The sequence below is a fragment of the Terrabacter aeriphilus genome, from assembly GCF_039542985.1.
Lineage (GTDB): Bacteria > Actinomycetota > Actinomycetes > Actinomycetales > Dermatophilaceae > Terrabacter > Terrabacter aeriphilus.
This window is the reverse complement of the sequence record NZ_BAABIW010000019.1, coordinates 1-14,846: the sequence shown is the minus strand read 5'-3', so window position 1 is coordinate 14,846 and position 14,846 is coordinate 1. Positions and strand designations below refer to the sequence as shown.

12 protein-coding genes are annotated in these 14,846 nt (G+C 72.8%); 10 read left to right on the top strand and 2 right to left on the bottom strand.

Going from position 1 to position 14,846, the window contains the following annotated elements; all coding sequences use genetic code 11:
* Nucleotides 1–191: 191 nt before the first annotated feature.
* From ABD979_RS15325 to ABD979_RS15310, 4 genes are all read left to right on the top strand, one after another.
* On the top strand, nucleotides 192–1,094 hold the full coding sequence (locus ABD979_RS15325; RefSeq protein WP_345508365.1) for an SDR family oxidoreductase: 903 nt from the start codon (nucleotides 192–194) through the stop codon (nucleotides 1,092–1,094).
* Between the two features lie 254 nt (nucleotides 1,095–1,348).
* Nucleotides 1,349–2,197 (top strand): ABC transporter substrate-binding protein, encoded by an 849-nt coding sequence (locus ABD979_RS15320; protein ID WP_345508364.1) that lies wholly within the window; start codon nucleotides 1,349–1,351, stop codon nucleotides 2,195–2,197.
* A gap of 37 nt (nucleotides 2,198–2,234) precedes the next feature.
* Nucleotides 2,235–3,026, top strand: coding sequence for an amino acid ABC transporter permease (locus tag ABD979_RS15315; RefSeq protein WP_345508363.1), 792 nt, complete (start codon nucleotides 2,235–2,237; stop codon nucleotides 3,024–3,026).
* Nucleotides 3,023–3,796 (top strand): amino acid ABC transporter ATP-binding protein, encoded by a 774-nt coding sequence (locus ABD979_RS15310; RefSeq protein WP_345508362.1) that lies wholly within the window; start codon nucleotides 3,023–3,025, stop codon nucleotides 3,794–3,796. Before ABD979_RS15315 ends, ABD979_RS15310 begins: the two co-directional genes overlap by 4 nt.
* A 57-nt stretch (nucleotides 3,797–3,853) precedes the next feature.
* On the opposite strand, the gene ABD979_RS15305 is transcribed toward ABD979_RS15310, so the two are convergent.
* Nucleotides 3,854–4,144 carry a hypothetical protein gene (locus ABD979_RS15305; RefSeq protein ID WP_345508361.1) on the bottom strand — a complete coding sequence of 97 codons (291 nt, stop codon included), beginning with the start codon at nucleotides 4,142–4,144 and terminating at the stop codon, nucleotides 3,854–3,856.
* Nucleotides 4,145–4,237: 93 nt separating this feature from the next.
* Here ABD979_RS15305 and ABD979_RS15300 point away from each other — a divergent pair, with 93 nt between their 5' ends.
* The 6 genes from ABD979_RS15300 (at nucleotide 4,238) to ABD979_RS15275 (ending at nucleotide 13,798) form a co-directional block, all read left to right on the top strand.
* Nucleotides 4,238–5,026: a hypothetical protein gene (locus tag ABD979_RS15300; protein WP_345508360.1), complete on the top strand. Its 789-nt coding sequence runs from the start codon at nucleotides 4,238–4,240 to the stop codon at nucleotides 5,024–5,026.
* 81 nt (nucleotides 5,027–5,107) lie between these two features.
* Nucleotides 5,108–6,730 (top strand): serine protease, encoded by a 1,623-nt coding sequence (locus ABD979_RS15295; protein WP_345508359.1) that lies wholly within the window; start codon nucleotides 5,108–5,110, stop codon nucleotides 6,728–6,730.
* 152 nt (nucleotides 6,731–6,882) lie between these two features.
* A complete protein-coding gene (fdh, locus tag ABD979_RS15290) occupies nucleotides 6,883–10,212 on the top strand; it encodes a formate dehydrogenase (protein WP_345508358.1) in 3,330 nt (1,109 codons plus the stop codon).
* A gap of 3 nt (nucleotides 10,213–10,215) precedes the next feature.
* Entirely contained in the window at nucleotides 10,216–11,319 is a 1,104-nt protein-coding gene (locus tag ABD979_RS15285) for a 4Fe-4S dicluster domain-containing protein (RefSeq protein WP_345508357.1), read from the top strand.
* Entirely contained in the window at nucleotides 11,316–12,431 is a 1,116-nt protein-coding gene (gene nrfD / locus ABD979_RS15280; RefSeq protein ID WP_345508356.1) for an NrfD/PsrC family molybdoenzyme membrane anchor subunit, read from the top strand. Before ABD979_RS15285 ends, nrfD begins: the two co-directional genes overlap by 4 nt.
* Nucleotides 12,432–12,484: 53 nt before the next feature.
* Nucleotides 12,485–13,798, top strand: a complete 1,314-nt coding sequence (locus ABD979_RS15275) for an L-lactate MFS transporter (protein ID WP_345508355.1) — start codon at nucleotides 12,485–12,487, stop codon at nucleotides 13,796–13,798.
* Between the two features lie 19 nt (nucleotides 13,799–13,817).
* Here the strand turns inward: ABD979_RS15275 and selD are convergent, their stop codons facing one another.
* Entirely contained in the window at nucleotides 13,818–14,822 is a 1,005-nt protein-coding gene (selD, locus tag ABD979_RS15270) for a selenide, water dikinase SelD (RefSeq protein WP_345508354.1), read from the bottom strand.
* Between the last annotated feature and the right edge of the window lie 24 nt (nucleotides 14,823–14,846).

The following is a 14,846-nucleotide window of genomic DNA, read 5'->3' as shown; positions in this document are numbered from 1 at the left end:
CCGTCCAGACATACCCCGCAGGCCGTCGGACGAGACGCGGCGGGCCACCGGTGCGCACCCGCGCACGCATGGCGCCGCCGTGGGTACGTGCCGTGGGCGAGGGACGACACCGTCGACGACGACGCCGAGGACCCGCCCAGCGGTCGGTCGGACCGACCGCCGCTGCACGCCACCGAACCGGAGGACCACCGATGTCCGAGATCGCCGATCGCGCCGAGGCGCTGGTGCGCCATGACGACAAGGGCGGCTTCCCCGCCCAGCAGCAGGAGCCACCCGGGCTGACGACGGCGATGGAGCCGCGGCCCGACCACGGTGAGCAGACGTACGTGGGCCACGGCAAGCTCGAGGGCAAGCGAGCCCTCATCACGGGGGGTGACTCGGGCATCGGGCGCGCGGTCGCGATCGCCTTCGCCCGCGAGGGTGCCGACGTCGCCATCAGCTACCTCCCCTCGGAGCAGGCCGATGCCGAGGAGACGCTGGCCTGGGTGGAGAAGGCGGGACGGCGCGGCGCGCTGCTGCCCGGCGACCTCGTCGACCGGCAGACCTGCATGGGGGTCGTCGCCGACGCCGTGCGCGATCTGGGTGGCCTCGACATCCTCGTCAACAACGCCGGCTACCACTGGGCCCGGGGGCCTGAGGGGCTCGAGGGACTGCAGCCCGAGCACGTGGAACGGGTGCTGCGCACGAACCTGTACGCCGTCATGTGGCTCTGCCAGGCGGCCCTGCCGCACCTGGCCCCCGGGTCGTGCATCCTCAACACGACCTCGATCCAGGCCTACGACCCCTCACCCGCGCTGCTCGACTACGCCGCGACCAAGGCCGCGCTCAACAACCTCACCGTCAACCTCGCGGCATCGTTGGGGCCGAAGGGCATCCGCGTCAACGCCGTGGCGCCCGGCCCGATCTGGACCCCGCTGCAGCCGGCGACCCGGGAGGGCGACACACTGGAGACCTTCGGGGCCGACACGCCGCTGGGGCGCGCCGGGCAGCCGGGGGAGGTGGCACCCGCCTACGTCTTCCTGGCCTCACCGGCCGACGCGAGCTACGTGTCGGGCACGGTGCTGGGCGTCACCGGCGGTGGCGCGGTCTTCTGACGGCTCCCGACCGAGCGAGGGGCGGCGTCAACGGGCTGCCCATCCTGTGAGACAGGTCGAGGGCGAACATGACTCGACGTTGGGGTGACGATAACGTGACGTTGTGAACGCGGCGATCCCGCCGGCGCGCGTCCGACCCCCTGGGTGATCAGGGCCCCGGAGGACGTTCGAGGCGCCGGGGCCGGGAGCCGCGCGAGCGGGCAACGACGCCCGCCTCCGTCCACTGCCCCGTCGCCGCCCCGAAGGACTTCTCCATGCCCGTGCTCAAGCGTTCCCTCGCCGTCTCGGCCGCTGCCCTCGTCGCGCTGTCCCTGACGGCCTGCGGCGGCTCGTCGGCCGGCCAGACCGCCGCCGACAACCCGTACGACCTCCAGCAGCCGGGCACCCTTCGCGCCGGCACGCTGACCGACGCCCCGCCGAACGTGTTCCTCAAGGACGGGAAGTTCACCGGCTTCGACAACGACCTGCTGACCGCGGTCGCCGGCAAGCTCGGCCTCAAGGTCGAGTTCGTCGGCACCGAGTTCAGCTCGCTCCTCGCCCAGGTGAAGACGCGCAAGTTCGACGTCGGCTCCTCCTCGATCAGCATCACCGAGGCGCGCAAGAAGACCGTCGACTTCACGAACAAGTACGACTTCGGCTTCCTCGGCCTCGACGTGCCGAAGGGGTCGCCGATCACCTCGTTCGACCAGCTGCCCGGCAAGCGCGTCGTCGTCGTGCAGGGCACGGTGCAGGACGACTACGCCACGCGCGAGAACCTCAACCCGGTGCGCGTGCCCGACTACAACGCGGCGCTCAACCAGCTGAAGGCCGGCACGGCGGACGCCTGGATCACCCCGGCCGAGATCGGCGAGAAGACCGCCGGCGACTCCGGCGGCAAGGTGCTCGCCGTCGCCAAGCAGCTCGACCCCGGTGGCATCGCGTATGCCGTCGCACCCGGCAACGACAAGCTGCGGGCCGCGCTGGACAAGGGCATCGACGAGGTCGTCGCCGACGGCACGTGGGAGAAGCTGCAGAAGCAGTACTACCCGAGCCGCGAGATCCCCGCCGACTTCACGCCCGGCAGCGGCGCCGCGGCCGGCGCCACCTCGTCGACGACACCGTGACGGCCGACCGTTCGAGCACCCCCGGGAGGAGGGCGACGTGGACATCCTGACGACGCTGCGCGAGACGTTCTTCGACCTCGACGCCATGCGCGAGGCCCTGCCCGAGCTGGTGACGGTCGGGCTGCCCAACACGCTGATCCTGGCCCTGACCTCTGGTGTCATCGGCACCGTGCTCGGCATGGTGCTGGCGGTGTGCGGGCTCTCGCACCGGCGCTGGCTGCGTTGGCCCGCCAGGGTGTTCACCGACATCTTCCGCGGCCTGCCGGCGGCGGTGACGATCCTGCTCATCGGCGTCGGGCTCTCTCCCGTCGGTCTGCAGATCTGGGGCCCGAACCCCTACCCGCTCGGCATCCTGGCCCTCTCGCTCATCGCGAGCGCGTACATCGGGGAGATCTTCCGCTCCGGCATCCAGAGCGTCGAGGACGGCCAGCTCGAGGCGGCTCGCGCCCTCGGCTTCAGCCGGCCCTCCGGCATGCGCCTCGTGGTCATCCCGCAGGGGGTGCGCCGCGTGCTGCCCGCCCTCGTCAACCAGTTCATCGCGCTCATCAAGGAGAGCTCGCTCGTCTACTTCCTCGGGCTGCTCGCGAGCCAGCGTGACCTCTTCCGCATCGGCCAGGACGCCGCGGCGAACACGGGCAACCAGTCGGCGCTCGTGCTCGCCGGCCTGTTCTACCTCGTCGTGACCGTGCCGCTCACCCACGCCGTCAACGCGATCGACCGACGCCTGCGCGACGGACGCCGCGACGACGGCGCCGCCCACGCGCCCGACGTCGACGAGCCGTCCGGGAGCCCCGAACCCGCCCTCGCCGTGACCCAGGAGCCCCGATGACGACCGAGACGAGCCCCAGCGGGGCGAGCCCCTCCGTGACGAGTACGGGTGTGTCGGTCGCGACGCGCGACGTCCACCTCGCCTTCGGCAGCAACCAGGTGCTGCGCGGCGTGGACCTCGAGGTGTCGGCCGCGACCACGGCCTGCGTCATCGGGCCCTCCGGATCGGGCAAGTCGACCCTGCTCCGCGTCGTCAACCGCCTGCTCGAGCCCGATCGCGGCGACGTGCTCCTCGACGGGCGCAGCGTCCTGGCCGACAACCCCGACCTGCTGCGCCAGCGCGTCGGCATGGTCTTCCAGCACTTCAACCTCTTCCCGCACAAGACGGTGCGCGCCAACATCACCCTCGGGCTGACCAGGCTCAAGGGGCTGGGCAAGGACGAGGCCGCCGAGCGCGCGCTGCACCACCTCGACCGGGTGGGCCTCGCGCACAAGGCCGACGTGCGACCGGCCACCCTCTCCGGGGGGCAGCAGCAACGGGTCGCCATCGCCCGGGCGCTGGCCATGGAGCCCGAGGTGATGCTCTTCGACGAGGCCACCTCGGCCCTCGACCCCGAGCTCGTCAAGGGCGTGCTCGCGACGATGGCCGACCTCGCCGCCGAGGGGATGACGATGGTCGTCGTGACGCACGAGATGGGCTTCGCCCGTTCCGTGGCGCAGCAGGTGCTCTTCATGGACCACGGCCGCGTCGTCGAGTCCGGAGCGCCCGAGCAGCTGTTCGAGGCGCCGCGCACCGAGCGGCTCCAGCGGTTCCTCTCCCAGGTGCTCTGACCGCACCGCTGACCGCTGACCGCTGACGCTGACCGCGGGCCGCACCCGGAGCCCGGCTCAGTCCGGGCGACCCGGGTCGTCGCCCACCCCGAGGCGGATCTTGCCCTTGCTCGGACACTGCGCCACGTGCGCCTCGGCGTCACGGCGCGCCTTGTCGCGCGCCCGGCGGGCCGGCCCGGTCCAGTCACAGCTCTTGCAGTAGCCGAGGACGAACGCGCCGTCCTCCTGCGTCGAGTCCGCGCCCAGCTTCTCGAGCGTGGCCTGCAGTCGGTTGCCGTCGGCGTCCTCTACGGTCAGCTCGTGTCCACGACGCCTGAAGAACCTCGGGCCGCTGCGGGGCTTCGCCATGGGCCCATCGTCCCCTGCCGGGATGCGCGGTGCCCAGCCGGGTCTCACCGGAACGGGCCCGGTGGTAGAACGGGAGCGGCAGAAGGAGGTGCCGTGGCTCCTGGGCGCGAGCAGGCCACCGGGCGGCTGCTCGTCGACGTCGCCGGCGGTGGGACCGCACCGGCCGTGCTCGTGCGCAGCAGCTCCGACCTCGTCCCCGCCCTGGCCGCGCTCGGCGTGCGGGCGCCATGCCCAGTCGTGGTCGTCGTGGGCGGCGCCGGCGGGTTGTCACCCAGCGAGGGGCGGGCTCTGGCGCGCCTCTTCGAGGACGGCGTCGCCGCCGCCGTCGAGCAGGTGGGCGCCGCGGCCGTCGACGGAGGCACGGCCGCGGGCATCATGGCGGCGCTCGGCGAGGCGCGCGCACGCCGCGGCTCGGACTTCCCGCTCGTCGGCGTCGCGGCCGAGGGCACCGTGCGCGCATCCCGCCTGCACCCGGCGTCGCACGCCGCCGAGCTCGAGCCGCACCACTCGGGCTTCCTCCTGGTGCCGGGCAGCGACTGGGGCGACGAGGCGGCGTGGATCGCGCAGGCCGCGACGGCCCTCGCCGGCGGCGCACCCTCGGTCACCGTGGTCGTCAACGGCGGCGACGTCGCCCTCGACGACGCGCGGCACAGCCTCGCGGCGGGCCGGCCGGTGCTCGCCGTCCGCGGCACGGGGCGTGCGGCGGACGAGCTCGCGTCCGCGGTACGGGGTGAGCCCGCCGACGCCCGGGCCGAGGAGCTGGCCCGCTCGGGCCGCGTCACGACCGTCGACGCCGACGACCCCGCGGCCGTGTGCCGCGTGCTCGTCGCGATGCTCCGTGCGGTGCACTCGGACGCCGCGGACGACGACGCGACGGGATGACGCCCCGACCGGTCCGAAGCGGGTCTGCCCGACCCTCCGTCGCACTACCCTGTGAGAGCAGGGGCAGGGAGGGGGCGAAGCATGGACGACACGTCGTGGGCAGTGCGCATCGCCCGCGAGGCTGACGAGTTCGACTGGGCGACGGTCGATTCCATCGCCATCGAGTATGCCGACACGCTGCGGTCGGATGACCGCCTCGCCACCCGGGGCGAGTACGAGCCGGTGCTGCAGCTGCTGCGCAGCAGCCGCCGCCACGTCGCGCTGACGCGGGTCGTGGACGCGCTGCTGAGCCAGGGCGTCACGGACGCCCTCGTGCTCCGGCACTACGCGCAGGCCCTCATCGAGCAGGGCTTCCCGGCGGCGGCGCAGCTGGCGCTCGACGCCCTCGTCGACGACGAGCGGGCCTCGGCCGAGGAGCGCGTCGAGGGTCGAGGACTCCTCGGGCGCTCGCTCAAGGAGCTCCACCTCCGCACGGTCGACCCGGCTCGGCGCGCCGACTACCTGCGGAGTGCGCTCGCCACCTACCTGCAGTCCTATCGCGAGGCTCCCGGCGCGCGCTTCTGGAGCGGCATCAACGCGGTGGCCCTGCTCGTGCGGGCGGCCCGGGAGGAGGTGCCGGTGGCCGACCTGGTCGGGCCGGGGGAGTCGGTCCGGTCCCTCGCCACCGAGCTGCTCGCCGTGACGCGGACCCGGCCACTCGACGACGGGTGGGCGCGCGCCACGGCTGTGGAGGCATACGTCGCGCTCGGTGAGGCGCACCGCGCGGAGGAACAGCTCGAGGCGCTGCTCGCGCTCGCGCGCCCCGACGCCTTCGCCCTCAACTCCCTCCTGCGGCAGCTGACCGACATCTGGCTGCTCGACACGACGACGCCTCCGGGCTCGAGCCTGCTGCCGCTGCTGCGGTCCGAGCTGCTGCGCAAGAGCGGCGGCGTCGTGTCGGTCGCGCCCGAGGACGTCGGCGCCGAACGCCTCGAGCGGCTGTCGCACTCCGGCCTGGAGAAGGTGCTGGGCACCGATCGGTACGTCACGCTCAGCTGGTACGTCAAGGGCCTGGCGCGGTGCCGCGCCGTCGCACGCATCGAGACGCCGGACGAGGACGGCCTAGGCACCGGCTTCCTCGTGCGCGGGTCCGACCTGCACCCGAGCCTGCCGCCCGTGGTGCTCATGACGAACGGCCACGTCGTGCCGGAGGCGATCGAGGCGGAGGAGGCGGTCGTGGCGTTCCATGCCGCGGATGCCGAGCGCGGTGGCCCCCAGCGCTTCGGCGTCGTGCGCCAGTGGTTCTACGACGGGTCGCAGGCGCCGCACCTCGACACGACGCTGCTCGAGCTCGACGGCCTGCCGGCGGACACCGAGCCGGTGCCCCTGGCGACACGGATGCCGCGCCTCGGGTCGCAGGCGACGCCACGCGCCTACGTCATCGGCCACCCGCGCGGGCTCGAGCAGCCGCAGTTCTCCCTGCAGGACAACCGGATTCTCGGGTTCGACGACCGGCTGCTGCACTACCGGTCGCCGACCGAGCCGGGCAGCTCGGGGAGCCCCGTCTTCGACAGCCACTGGGACCTCATCGGGCTGCACCACGCGGGGTCGGCGACGATGGCACGCCTCGACGGGCAGGGCGGTGTCTACGCCGCCAACGAGGGCATCCGCGTCACGGCGGTCGTCGCGGCGCTGGCCGCGCGGTGGCCCCTCGGCTCGACCTAGGCGCCGGCGGCCCCACCCGGACCTCCGCGACACACGCCGCGGCGTGGGTTGCCCCGGGCGCCATCGGGGTACAGGGTGGGGGTGTCCGACCTCGGTCGGTGCGGTGACGGGCTGTCGCGACGGGCGACGGCCGCGGTGACGAGGAGGAACCGGTGGTCGATCCGAAGGCGACGTTCCTGTCGTGGCCCGTGGTGCGGCAGGTCCGCAGCGGCGACTTCCTCGGCCGCGGCCCCGCGGTGACCTCCAGGGCGACCCGCGAGATGGCGCCGCGCACCGCGACCGCCGACCGCGTCGTCCAGAGCGTGTGTCCCTACTGCGCCGTCGGGTGCGGGCAGCGTGTCTTCGTCAAGGACGAGCGCGTCGTGCAGATCGAGGGAGACCCCGACTCGCCAGTGTCGCGAGGGCGTCTCTGCCCCAAGGGGTCCGCGAGCGAGCAGCTCGTCAACAACCCGGGGCGCCAGCGCCGGGTGCTCTACCGCCGCCCCGGAGGCACCGACTGGGAGAGCCTCTCGCTCGAGAACGCCGTCGAGATGGTCGCCCAACGCTTCGTGGCGAGCCGCCGGCACGGCTGGCAGGACCACGACGAGCACGGGCGTCCGCTCCGGCGGACGATGGGCATCGCCTCGCTCGGCGGCGCCACGCTCGACAACGAGGAGAACTACCTCATCAAGAAGCTCTTCACCGCGGCGGGCGCGGTGCAGATCGAGAACCAGGCGCGTGTTTGACACTCTTCCACGGTCCCCAGTCTGGGGTCCTCGTTCGGGCGCGGTGGCGCCACGCAGTACGTGCAGGACCTGTCCAACGCCGACTGCATCGTCATCCAGGGCAGCAACATGGCCGAGTGCCACCCGGTCGCCTACCAGTGGGTGACGGAGGCGCGGCTCAAGGGCGCGCGGGTCATCCACGTCGACCCGCGCTTCACGCGGACCTCGGCGACGGCTGACAAGCACATCCCGATCCGGGCGGGCAGCGACGTCGTGCTGCTCGGTGCGCTCATCAAGTACATCCTCGACAACGAGCTCTACTTCAAGGAGTACGTCGTCGCGTACACCAACGCGGCGACGCTCGTCAGCGAGGACTTCCAGGACACCGAGGACCTCGACGGGCTCTTCTCCGGCTACGACGACGCCAAGGGCAGCTACTCGCAGGAGACGTGGGCCTACGCCAGCGCCGACGGCCCGGGTGACGAGTCGCCCGGCACCATCGGCGGTCCCGCCGCCTCCCACGAGCACGGCGAGGACAAGTCCGAGCGTGCCGCGGGTGACGAGCACGGCTCCGGCGGCCCGGCGCTCGAGCACGCCCGCGTGCTGCGCGACGAGACGCTGCAGGACCCGCGCACGGTCTTCCAGATCCTCAGGAGGCACTACGCGCGCTACACCCCGGAGATGGTCGCCGACACGTGCGGCGTCAGCGTCGACGACTTCGCCTACCTCGCTCGCTCGGTGACGGAGAACAGCGGCCGCGAGCGCACCACGGCGTTCGTCTACGCGGTCGGCTGGACGCAGCACACCCTGGGCGCCCAGTTCATCCGCACCGCGGCGATCGTCCAGCTGCTGCTCGGCAACATGGGCCGTCCCGGCGGCGGCATCATGGCGCTGCGCGGCCACGCGAGCATCCAGGGCTCGACCGACATCCCGACCCTCTACAACATCCTGCCCGGCTACCTCGCGATGCCGGTCGCCGGCCTCCACGACACGTGGGACGACTACGTGTCGGCCATCGGCAACAAGGAGCAGAAGGGCTTCTGGGCCAACGCGGACACGTATGCCGTCAGCCTGCTCAAGGCGTGGTGGGGCAAGGCCGCGACCGCCGAGAACGACTGGTGCTTCGACTACCTGCCCCGCCTCACCGGTGCGCACGGCACGTACCAGACGACGATGGCGATGCTCGACGACGAGGTCGAGGGCTACTTCCTGCTCGGGCAGAACCCCGCCGTCGGCTCGGCCCACGGCCGCATGCAGCGCCAGGCGATGTCGCACCTCAAGTGGCTCGTCGTCCGCGACTTCAACATGATCGAGTCGGCCACCTTCTGGAAGGACGGTCCGGAGATCGCGTCGGGCGAGCTGACGACGGAGGACATCCAGACCGAGGTCTTCTTCCTCCCGGCCGCCGCCCACACCGAGAAGAGCGGCTCCTTCACGCAGACGCAGCGGATGCTCCAGTGGCACCACCAGGCCGTGCAGCCCGAGGGCGACTGCCGCAGCGAGCTGCAGTTCTTCTACGAGCTCGGGCTCCGGGTCCGCGAGCTGCTCGCCGACTCGACCGACCCCCGCGACCGGCCGCTGCTCGACCTCACGTGGGACTACCCGACCGACGAGCACGGCGACCCGGACGCCGAGGCCGTGCTGGCCGAGATCAACGGCCGGCACCTCACCGGCGACCAGGCCGGCGAACCGCTGTCGTCCTACACCCAGATGAAGGCCGACGGCTCGACCGACGGCGGCTGCTGGATCTACACCGGCGTCTATGCCGACGGCGTCAACCACGCCGCCGACCGCCGCCCCGGCCGGGAGCAGGACCTGACGGCCCTCGACTGGGGCTGGGCGTGGCCGGCGAACCGCCGCATCCTCTACAACCGCGCGTCCGCCGACCCCGAGGGCAACCCGTGGAGCGAGCGCAAGCGCTACGTGTGGTGGGACGCCGAGCAGGGCCGGTGGACCGGTCACGACGTGCCGGACTTCGTCGCCGACAAGGCGCCGTCCTACCGGCCCGCGCCGGGCACCGGGGGGCCGGACGGCCTCGCCGGCGACGACCCGTTCGTCATGCAGGCGGACGGCAAGGGCTGGCTCTACGCGCCGAAGGGGATGCTCGACGGCCCGTTGCCGACGCACTACGAGCCGCAGGAGTCCCCGGTCCGCAACCCGCTCTACGCGCAGCAGTCCAACCCGTCGCGCAAGGTCTTCCCCCGCAAGGACAACCTGTGGAGCCCGAGCGGCGACGCACCCGGCGCGGACGTCTACCCCTACGTCTTCACGACGTACCGCCTCACCGAGCACCACACGGCCGGCGGCATGAGCCGGTGGCTGCCCTACCTCTCCGAGCTCCAGCCGGAGTTCTTCTGCGAGGTCTCGCCGGAGCTCGCGGCCGAGCGCGGGCTCGAGAACGGTGGCTGGGCGACGATCGTGTCGGCCCGCGCCGCCGTCGAGGCGCGCGTCATGGTGACCGAGCGCCTGACGCCGCTCGTCGTCCAGGGCCGCACGATCCACCAGGTCGGGCTGCCCTACCACTGGGGTGTCGGCCGTGACGCCGTCGTCAGCGGTGACGCGGCGAACGACCTGCTCGGCGTCGCCCTCGACCCGAACGTGCAGATCCAGGAGAGCAAGGCCGGCTCGTGCGACATCGTGCCGGGCCGGCGTCCGGCGGGCGAGGCGCTGCTGCGGCTCGTCGAGGAGTACCAGTCACGCGCCGGCAGCACCGTGATGACGAGCAACGAGCTGCGCACCGGTCACCCGGAGTCCACCCCCGACACGAGAGGAGGCTGACCGTTGGGATTCTGGCGCAACCAGCTCTCCGGCCCCACCGACCCCGCGAGCGACGCCGCCTGGGACGTCGTCGAGCCCCGCAAGGGCTTCTTCACCGACACCTCGATCTGCATCGGCTGCAAGGCGTGCGAGGTGGCCTGCAAGGAGTGGAACGGCGTGCCCGAGGACGGGCTCGACCTGCTGAGCCAGTCCTACGACAACACCGGCGCGCTCGGTGCCAGCACGTGGCGCCACGTCGCCTTCGTCGAGCAGACGAGCGATCGCATCGAGCAGGCGCGCGAGTCGGGCCGCAAGCTCGTCTCACTCGGTATGCCGTCGGTGCGCTCCGGTGGGGAGCCGCAGTCCGCGCCCGGTGACCTGCTCCAGGACACCGCGACGGGGCCCGGCCCCGTCGACACCGCGCTGCCCGACGTGCGCTGGCTGATGGCGTCCGACGTGTGCAAGCACTGCACCCACGCCGCCTGCCTCGACGTCTGCCCCACCGGCGCGTTGTTCCGCACCGAGTTCGGCACGGTCGTCGTGCAGGACGACGTGTGCAACGGCTGCGGCTACTGCGTGGCCGCCTGCCCGTTCGGCGTCATCGAACGGCGCCGGGGCGACGAGGGGCACGAGCAGACCGGCCAGTCGCACGGCATCAGCATCAAGGGCGCCGGGGGAGCGGGCGACACGACGAAGGGCTCGCACCAGAACGCGCCGTCGCACGCCGCGAGCAACGGCGAGGTCAAGAACGTCGGCATCGCCCAGAAGTGCACGCTCTGCTACGACCGCCTCGGTGCGGGGCAGACGCCGGCGTGCGCCCAGGCCTGCCCGACGACGTCGATCAAGTTCGGCGACCTCGACGAGATGCGCGCCACGGCGCGCGCCCGGGTCGCGCAGCTGCACGAGCAGGGTTTCCCGGAGGCGCGCCTCTACGGTGTCGACGACAACGACGGCGTCGGCGGCACGGGCTCGACGTTCCTGCTGCTCGACGAGCCGGAGGTCTACGGCCTGCCGCCCGACCCCCGCGTCACGACGGCCGACCTGCCCGACATGTTCCGCAAGGCCGGCTACGCGGGGCTCACCATGCTCGCGATGGCCGCCGCCTCCTTCGTGGGGAGGCGCACGTGACGACCAACCCGTTCGACGCCGATCGTCCACCGGACCTCGGCCGCCGCCGCGGCAAGGGGGGCAAGGGGGGCAAGGGCGGCAAGGGCTCCGGCGGTCGCCGCGACGAGTCGATCATGGTGCCCGACGTCAGCTTCGACAGCTACTACGGGCGCCACATCGTCAAGCCCGCGCCGTGGGAGAAGGAGGTGGCGGCCTACCTCTTCCTCGGTGGCGTCGCCGCCGGCTCGGCGCTGCTCGGTGCCGGCGGCGCCGCTCGCGGCTACCCCGCCCTGCAGCGCGTGGGGCGCATCGGCGCCGTCACCGGAGCCGCGCTCGGGGGCGCCGCCCTCGCCAAGGACCTCGGCAAGCCGAGCCGTGCCCTCAACATGATGCGCACCATCAAGCTCACGTCGCCGATGTCGGTCGGCTCGTGGATCCTCACGGCGTTCGGCAGCTTCGCGGGCGCAGCCCTCGCGGCCGAGGTGGGTCGCCCGCTCCTCGAGCGCCGTTCCGGCTCGACGAGATCCGGCAGCCGTCTCGTGTCGATGGCGTCGAAGGCACTGCAGCTCGCCGACGGGCCTGCCACGGTCGGCTCCGCCTTCTTCGCCCCGCCGCTGGCGGCGTACACCGCGGTGCTGCTCGCCGACACGGCGACGCCGACGTGGCACGAGTCCTACCGCGAGCTGCCGTTCGTCTTCGTCAGCTCCGCCAACCTCGCCGCCTCGGGCCTCGCCCTGATGGCCGTGCCCACCCGGGAGAACGGCCCGGCCCGCAAGCTGGCTGCGGTCAGCGCGGTCGCCGAGCTCGTCATGTTCGAGCGCCTGCAGGAGCAGCTGGGCGAGACGCTCGCCGAGCCGCTGCGCACGGGCAAGGCGGGCCGACTGCTCAAGGCCAGCCGCGCGCTGACGGTCGGCGGCGCCCTCGGCGCCGCGGTGCTGGGCGGCAACAGGCTCGCGGCCGCGGTCAGCGGGGCCGCCCTGATGGCCGCCTCCGCCTGCACCCGCTTCGGCGTCTTCGAGGCCGGCATGGTCTCGGCGATCGACCCGAAGTACACGGTCGAGCCCCAGCGGGAGCGCCTCGAGAAGCGCCGCGCCGCGGGCATCGTCGACGACTCCATCACCACCGCCCACTGACACCACCGCCCACTGACACCACCGCCCACTGACACCGACGACAGGGGAAGTCCATGACCAGCAGTGCCGTTCCCGAACGCACGACCGATCGGCCGGTGGCCAACCGCTGGGTCATCCTCGTCGCCGGCGTCCTCGTCCAGCTCGCCATCGGTGCCGTCTACGCCTGGAGCGTCTTCGCCAAGGCCATGCAGAGCGACGAGGCGTTCGGGTGGTCCAAGGCCCAGGCGGCGGTGCCCTTCGAGCTCGCCATCGGCATGATCTTCATCGGCAGCTACATCGGCGGGCGCATCCAGGACCGGCGTGGCCCGCGGGTCGTGGCGCTGACCGGCGGCATCGTCTACAGCATCGGCGTCATGATCGCCTCGTTCGCCGACGCGGACCGCTTCTGGATCCTCCTGCTCGGCTACGGCGTGCTCGGTGGGTTCGGGCTCGGCATGGCCTACATCGTGCCGATCGCCATGCTGCAGAAGTGGTTTCCCGACAAGCCGGGGCTCATCACCGGGATCGCCGTGGCGGGCTTCGGCTTCGGTGCCGTCATCACCGCGCCGCTCGGCCAGCGGCTCATCGCCGGCGACCCGTCGATGCCGACGAAGGCGTTCCTCCCGCTCGGCATCGGCTACCTCGTCGCCGTCGTCATCGGCGCCGTGCTCTTCCGCAACCCGCCCGAGGGCTACCGCCCGCCCGGCATGGGCGACGCGGCGGCCCCCACCGCGGTGGCAGCCACCGGCGGGGCGGCGCCGGACGCCGACTTCACGGCGTCCGAGGCGCTGGGCACCCGGCAGTGGTACGTCCTCACGGCGATCCTGACGCTCAGCGTCACGGCCGGCATCTCGCTCATCTCCGTCGCGGCAGGCAGCGCGAGCGACGTCGCGGGCTACTCGGCGGCCGCGGCAGCGAGCCTCGTCGGCGTCCTCGGCCTCTTCAACGGCGGCGGCCGCATCCTCTGGGGCTGGCTGTCCGACCGCATCGGCAAGATGCCGGCCTTCATGGGCATCCTCGGCATCCAGGGGGTCTGCCTCCTGCTCATCCCGCACGTGTCGTCGCCGGCGCTCTTCGCGGTGCTCGCCGCGCTCGTCTACCTCTGCTACGGCGGCGCCTTCGGCACGATGCCCTCGACGGCCGGGCGCTTCTTCGGCGTGCGCCACGCCGGCGCGATCTACGGCCTCATGCTCATCGGCTGGAGCGTCGGCGGCGTCGTGGGCCCGCTCCTCATCTCCTCGCTCATCGGCGAGGACAAGGCCTACACGCTGGGCTTCACCGTCGTCGGCATCATCGCCCTCGTCGGCATGGCCCTGCCGCTGCTCACGAAGAAGCCGGCGCCGCGCGCCGCCCGGTCCGCCGAGACGGAGGCGGCAGCCCGCCGCTGAGGGCGCCGTTCGAGGGCGCTCAGCGCACCTCGACGGCGTGCTCGCCGCGAGGCACGATCTCGCCGACGACGGGCGCGCCCGGCACCTCTCCGACGACGAGCAGCCCACCGCTCGTCTGCGCGTCCGCGAGCAGGATCAGCTCCTCCTCGTCGACGGAGGCGCGCAGGTGCGGTCGCACCCAGTCGAGGTTGCGCCGGCTGCCGCCGGGCACGAAACCGTCTCGCAGCGACTGACGGGCACCGTCGAGGTAGGGCACGGCCGCGGCGTCGACGACCGCGGTGACGCCCGAGGCGCGGGCCATCTTGTAGAGGTGGCCGAGCAGGCCGAAGCCGGTGACGTCCGTGGCCGCCCGCACGCCGGCCTCGAGGGCCGCCGCGCAGGCCCGGTCGTTGAGCGCCACCATCGAGGCGACCGCCTCCTCGAAGACCTCGCCCGTCGCCTTGTGCCGGTTGTTGAGCACGCCGACACCGAGCGGCTTGGTCAGGCTGATGGGCAGCCCGGCCACGGCGGCATCGTTGCGCAGCAACCGATCCGGATCGGCCAGGCCGGTGACGGCCATGCCGTACTTCGGCTCCGGGTCGTCGATGCTGTGCCCGCCGGCCACGGGGCACTGCGCCTGGCGGGCGACGTCGAGGCCGCCACGCAGCACCTCCGAGGCGAGCTCGAGCGGCAGCACGTCGCGCGGCCACCCGAGCAGGTTGACCGCGATCACCGGGCGCCCGCCCATGGCGTAGATGTCCGACAGGGCGTTGGCCGCCGCGATGCGCCCCCAGTCGTACGCGTCGTCGACCACGGGCGTGAAGAAGTCGGCCGTGGCGAGCACGGCCACGCCGCCGTCGATGCGCACCGCGGCGGCGTCGTCGCCGTCGTCGAGGCCCACGAGCAGCTCGGGCGAGGGCACGCCGACGAGACCGCGCACCATGGCCTCGAGCTCCCCGGCCGGGATCTTGCAGGCGCAGCCGCCGCCGTGCGCGAACTGCGTGAGCCGCGGGGCCGCCCCGCGTGGCGTGGTCGTCGTCTCCATGCCGCGACTGTATGCCGACGGCTC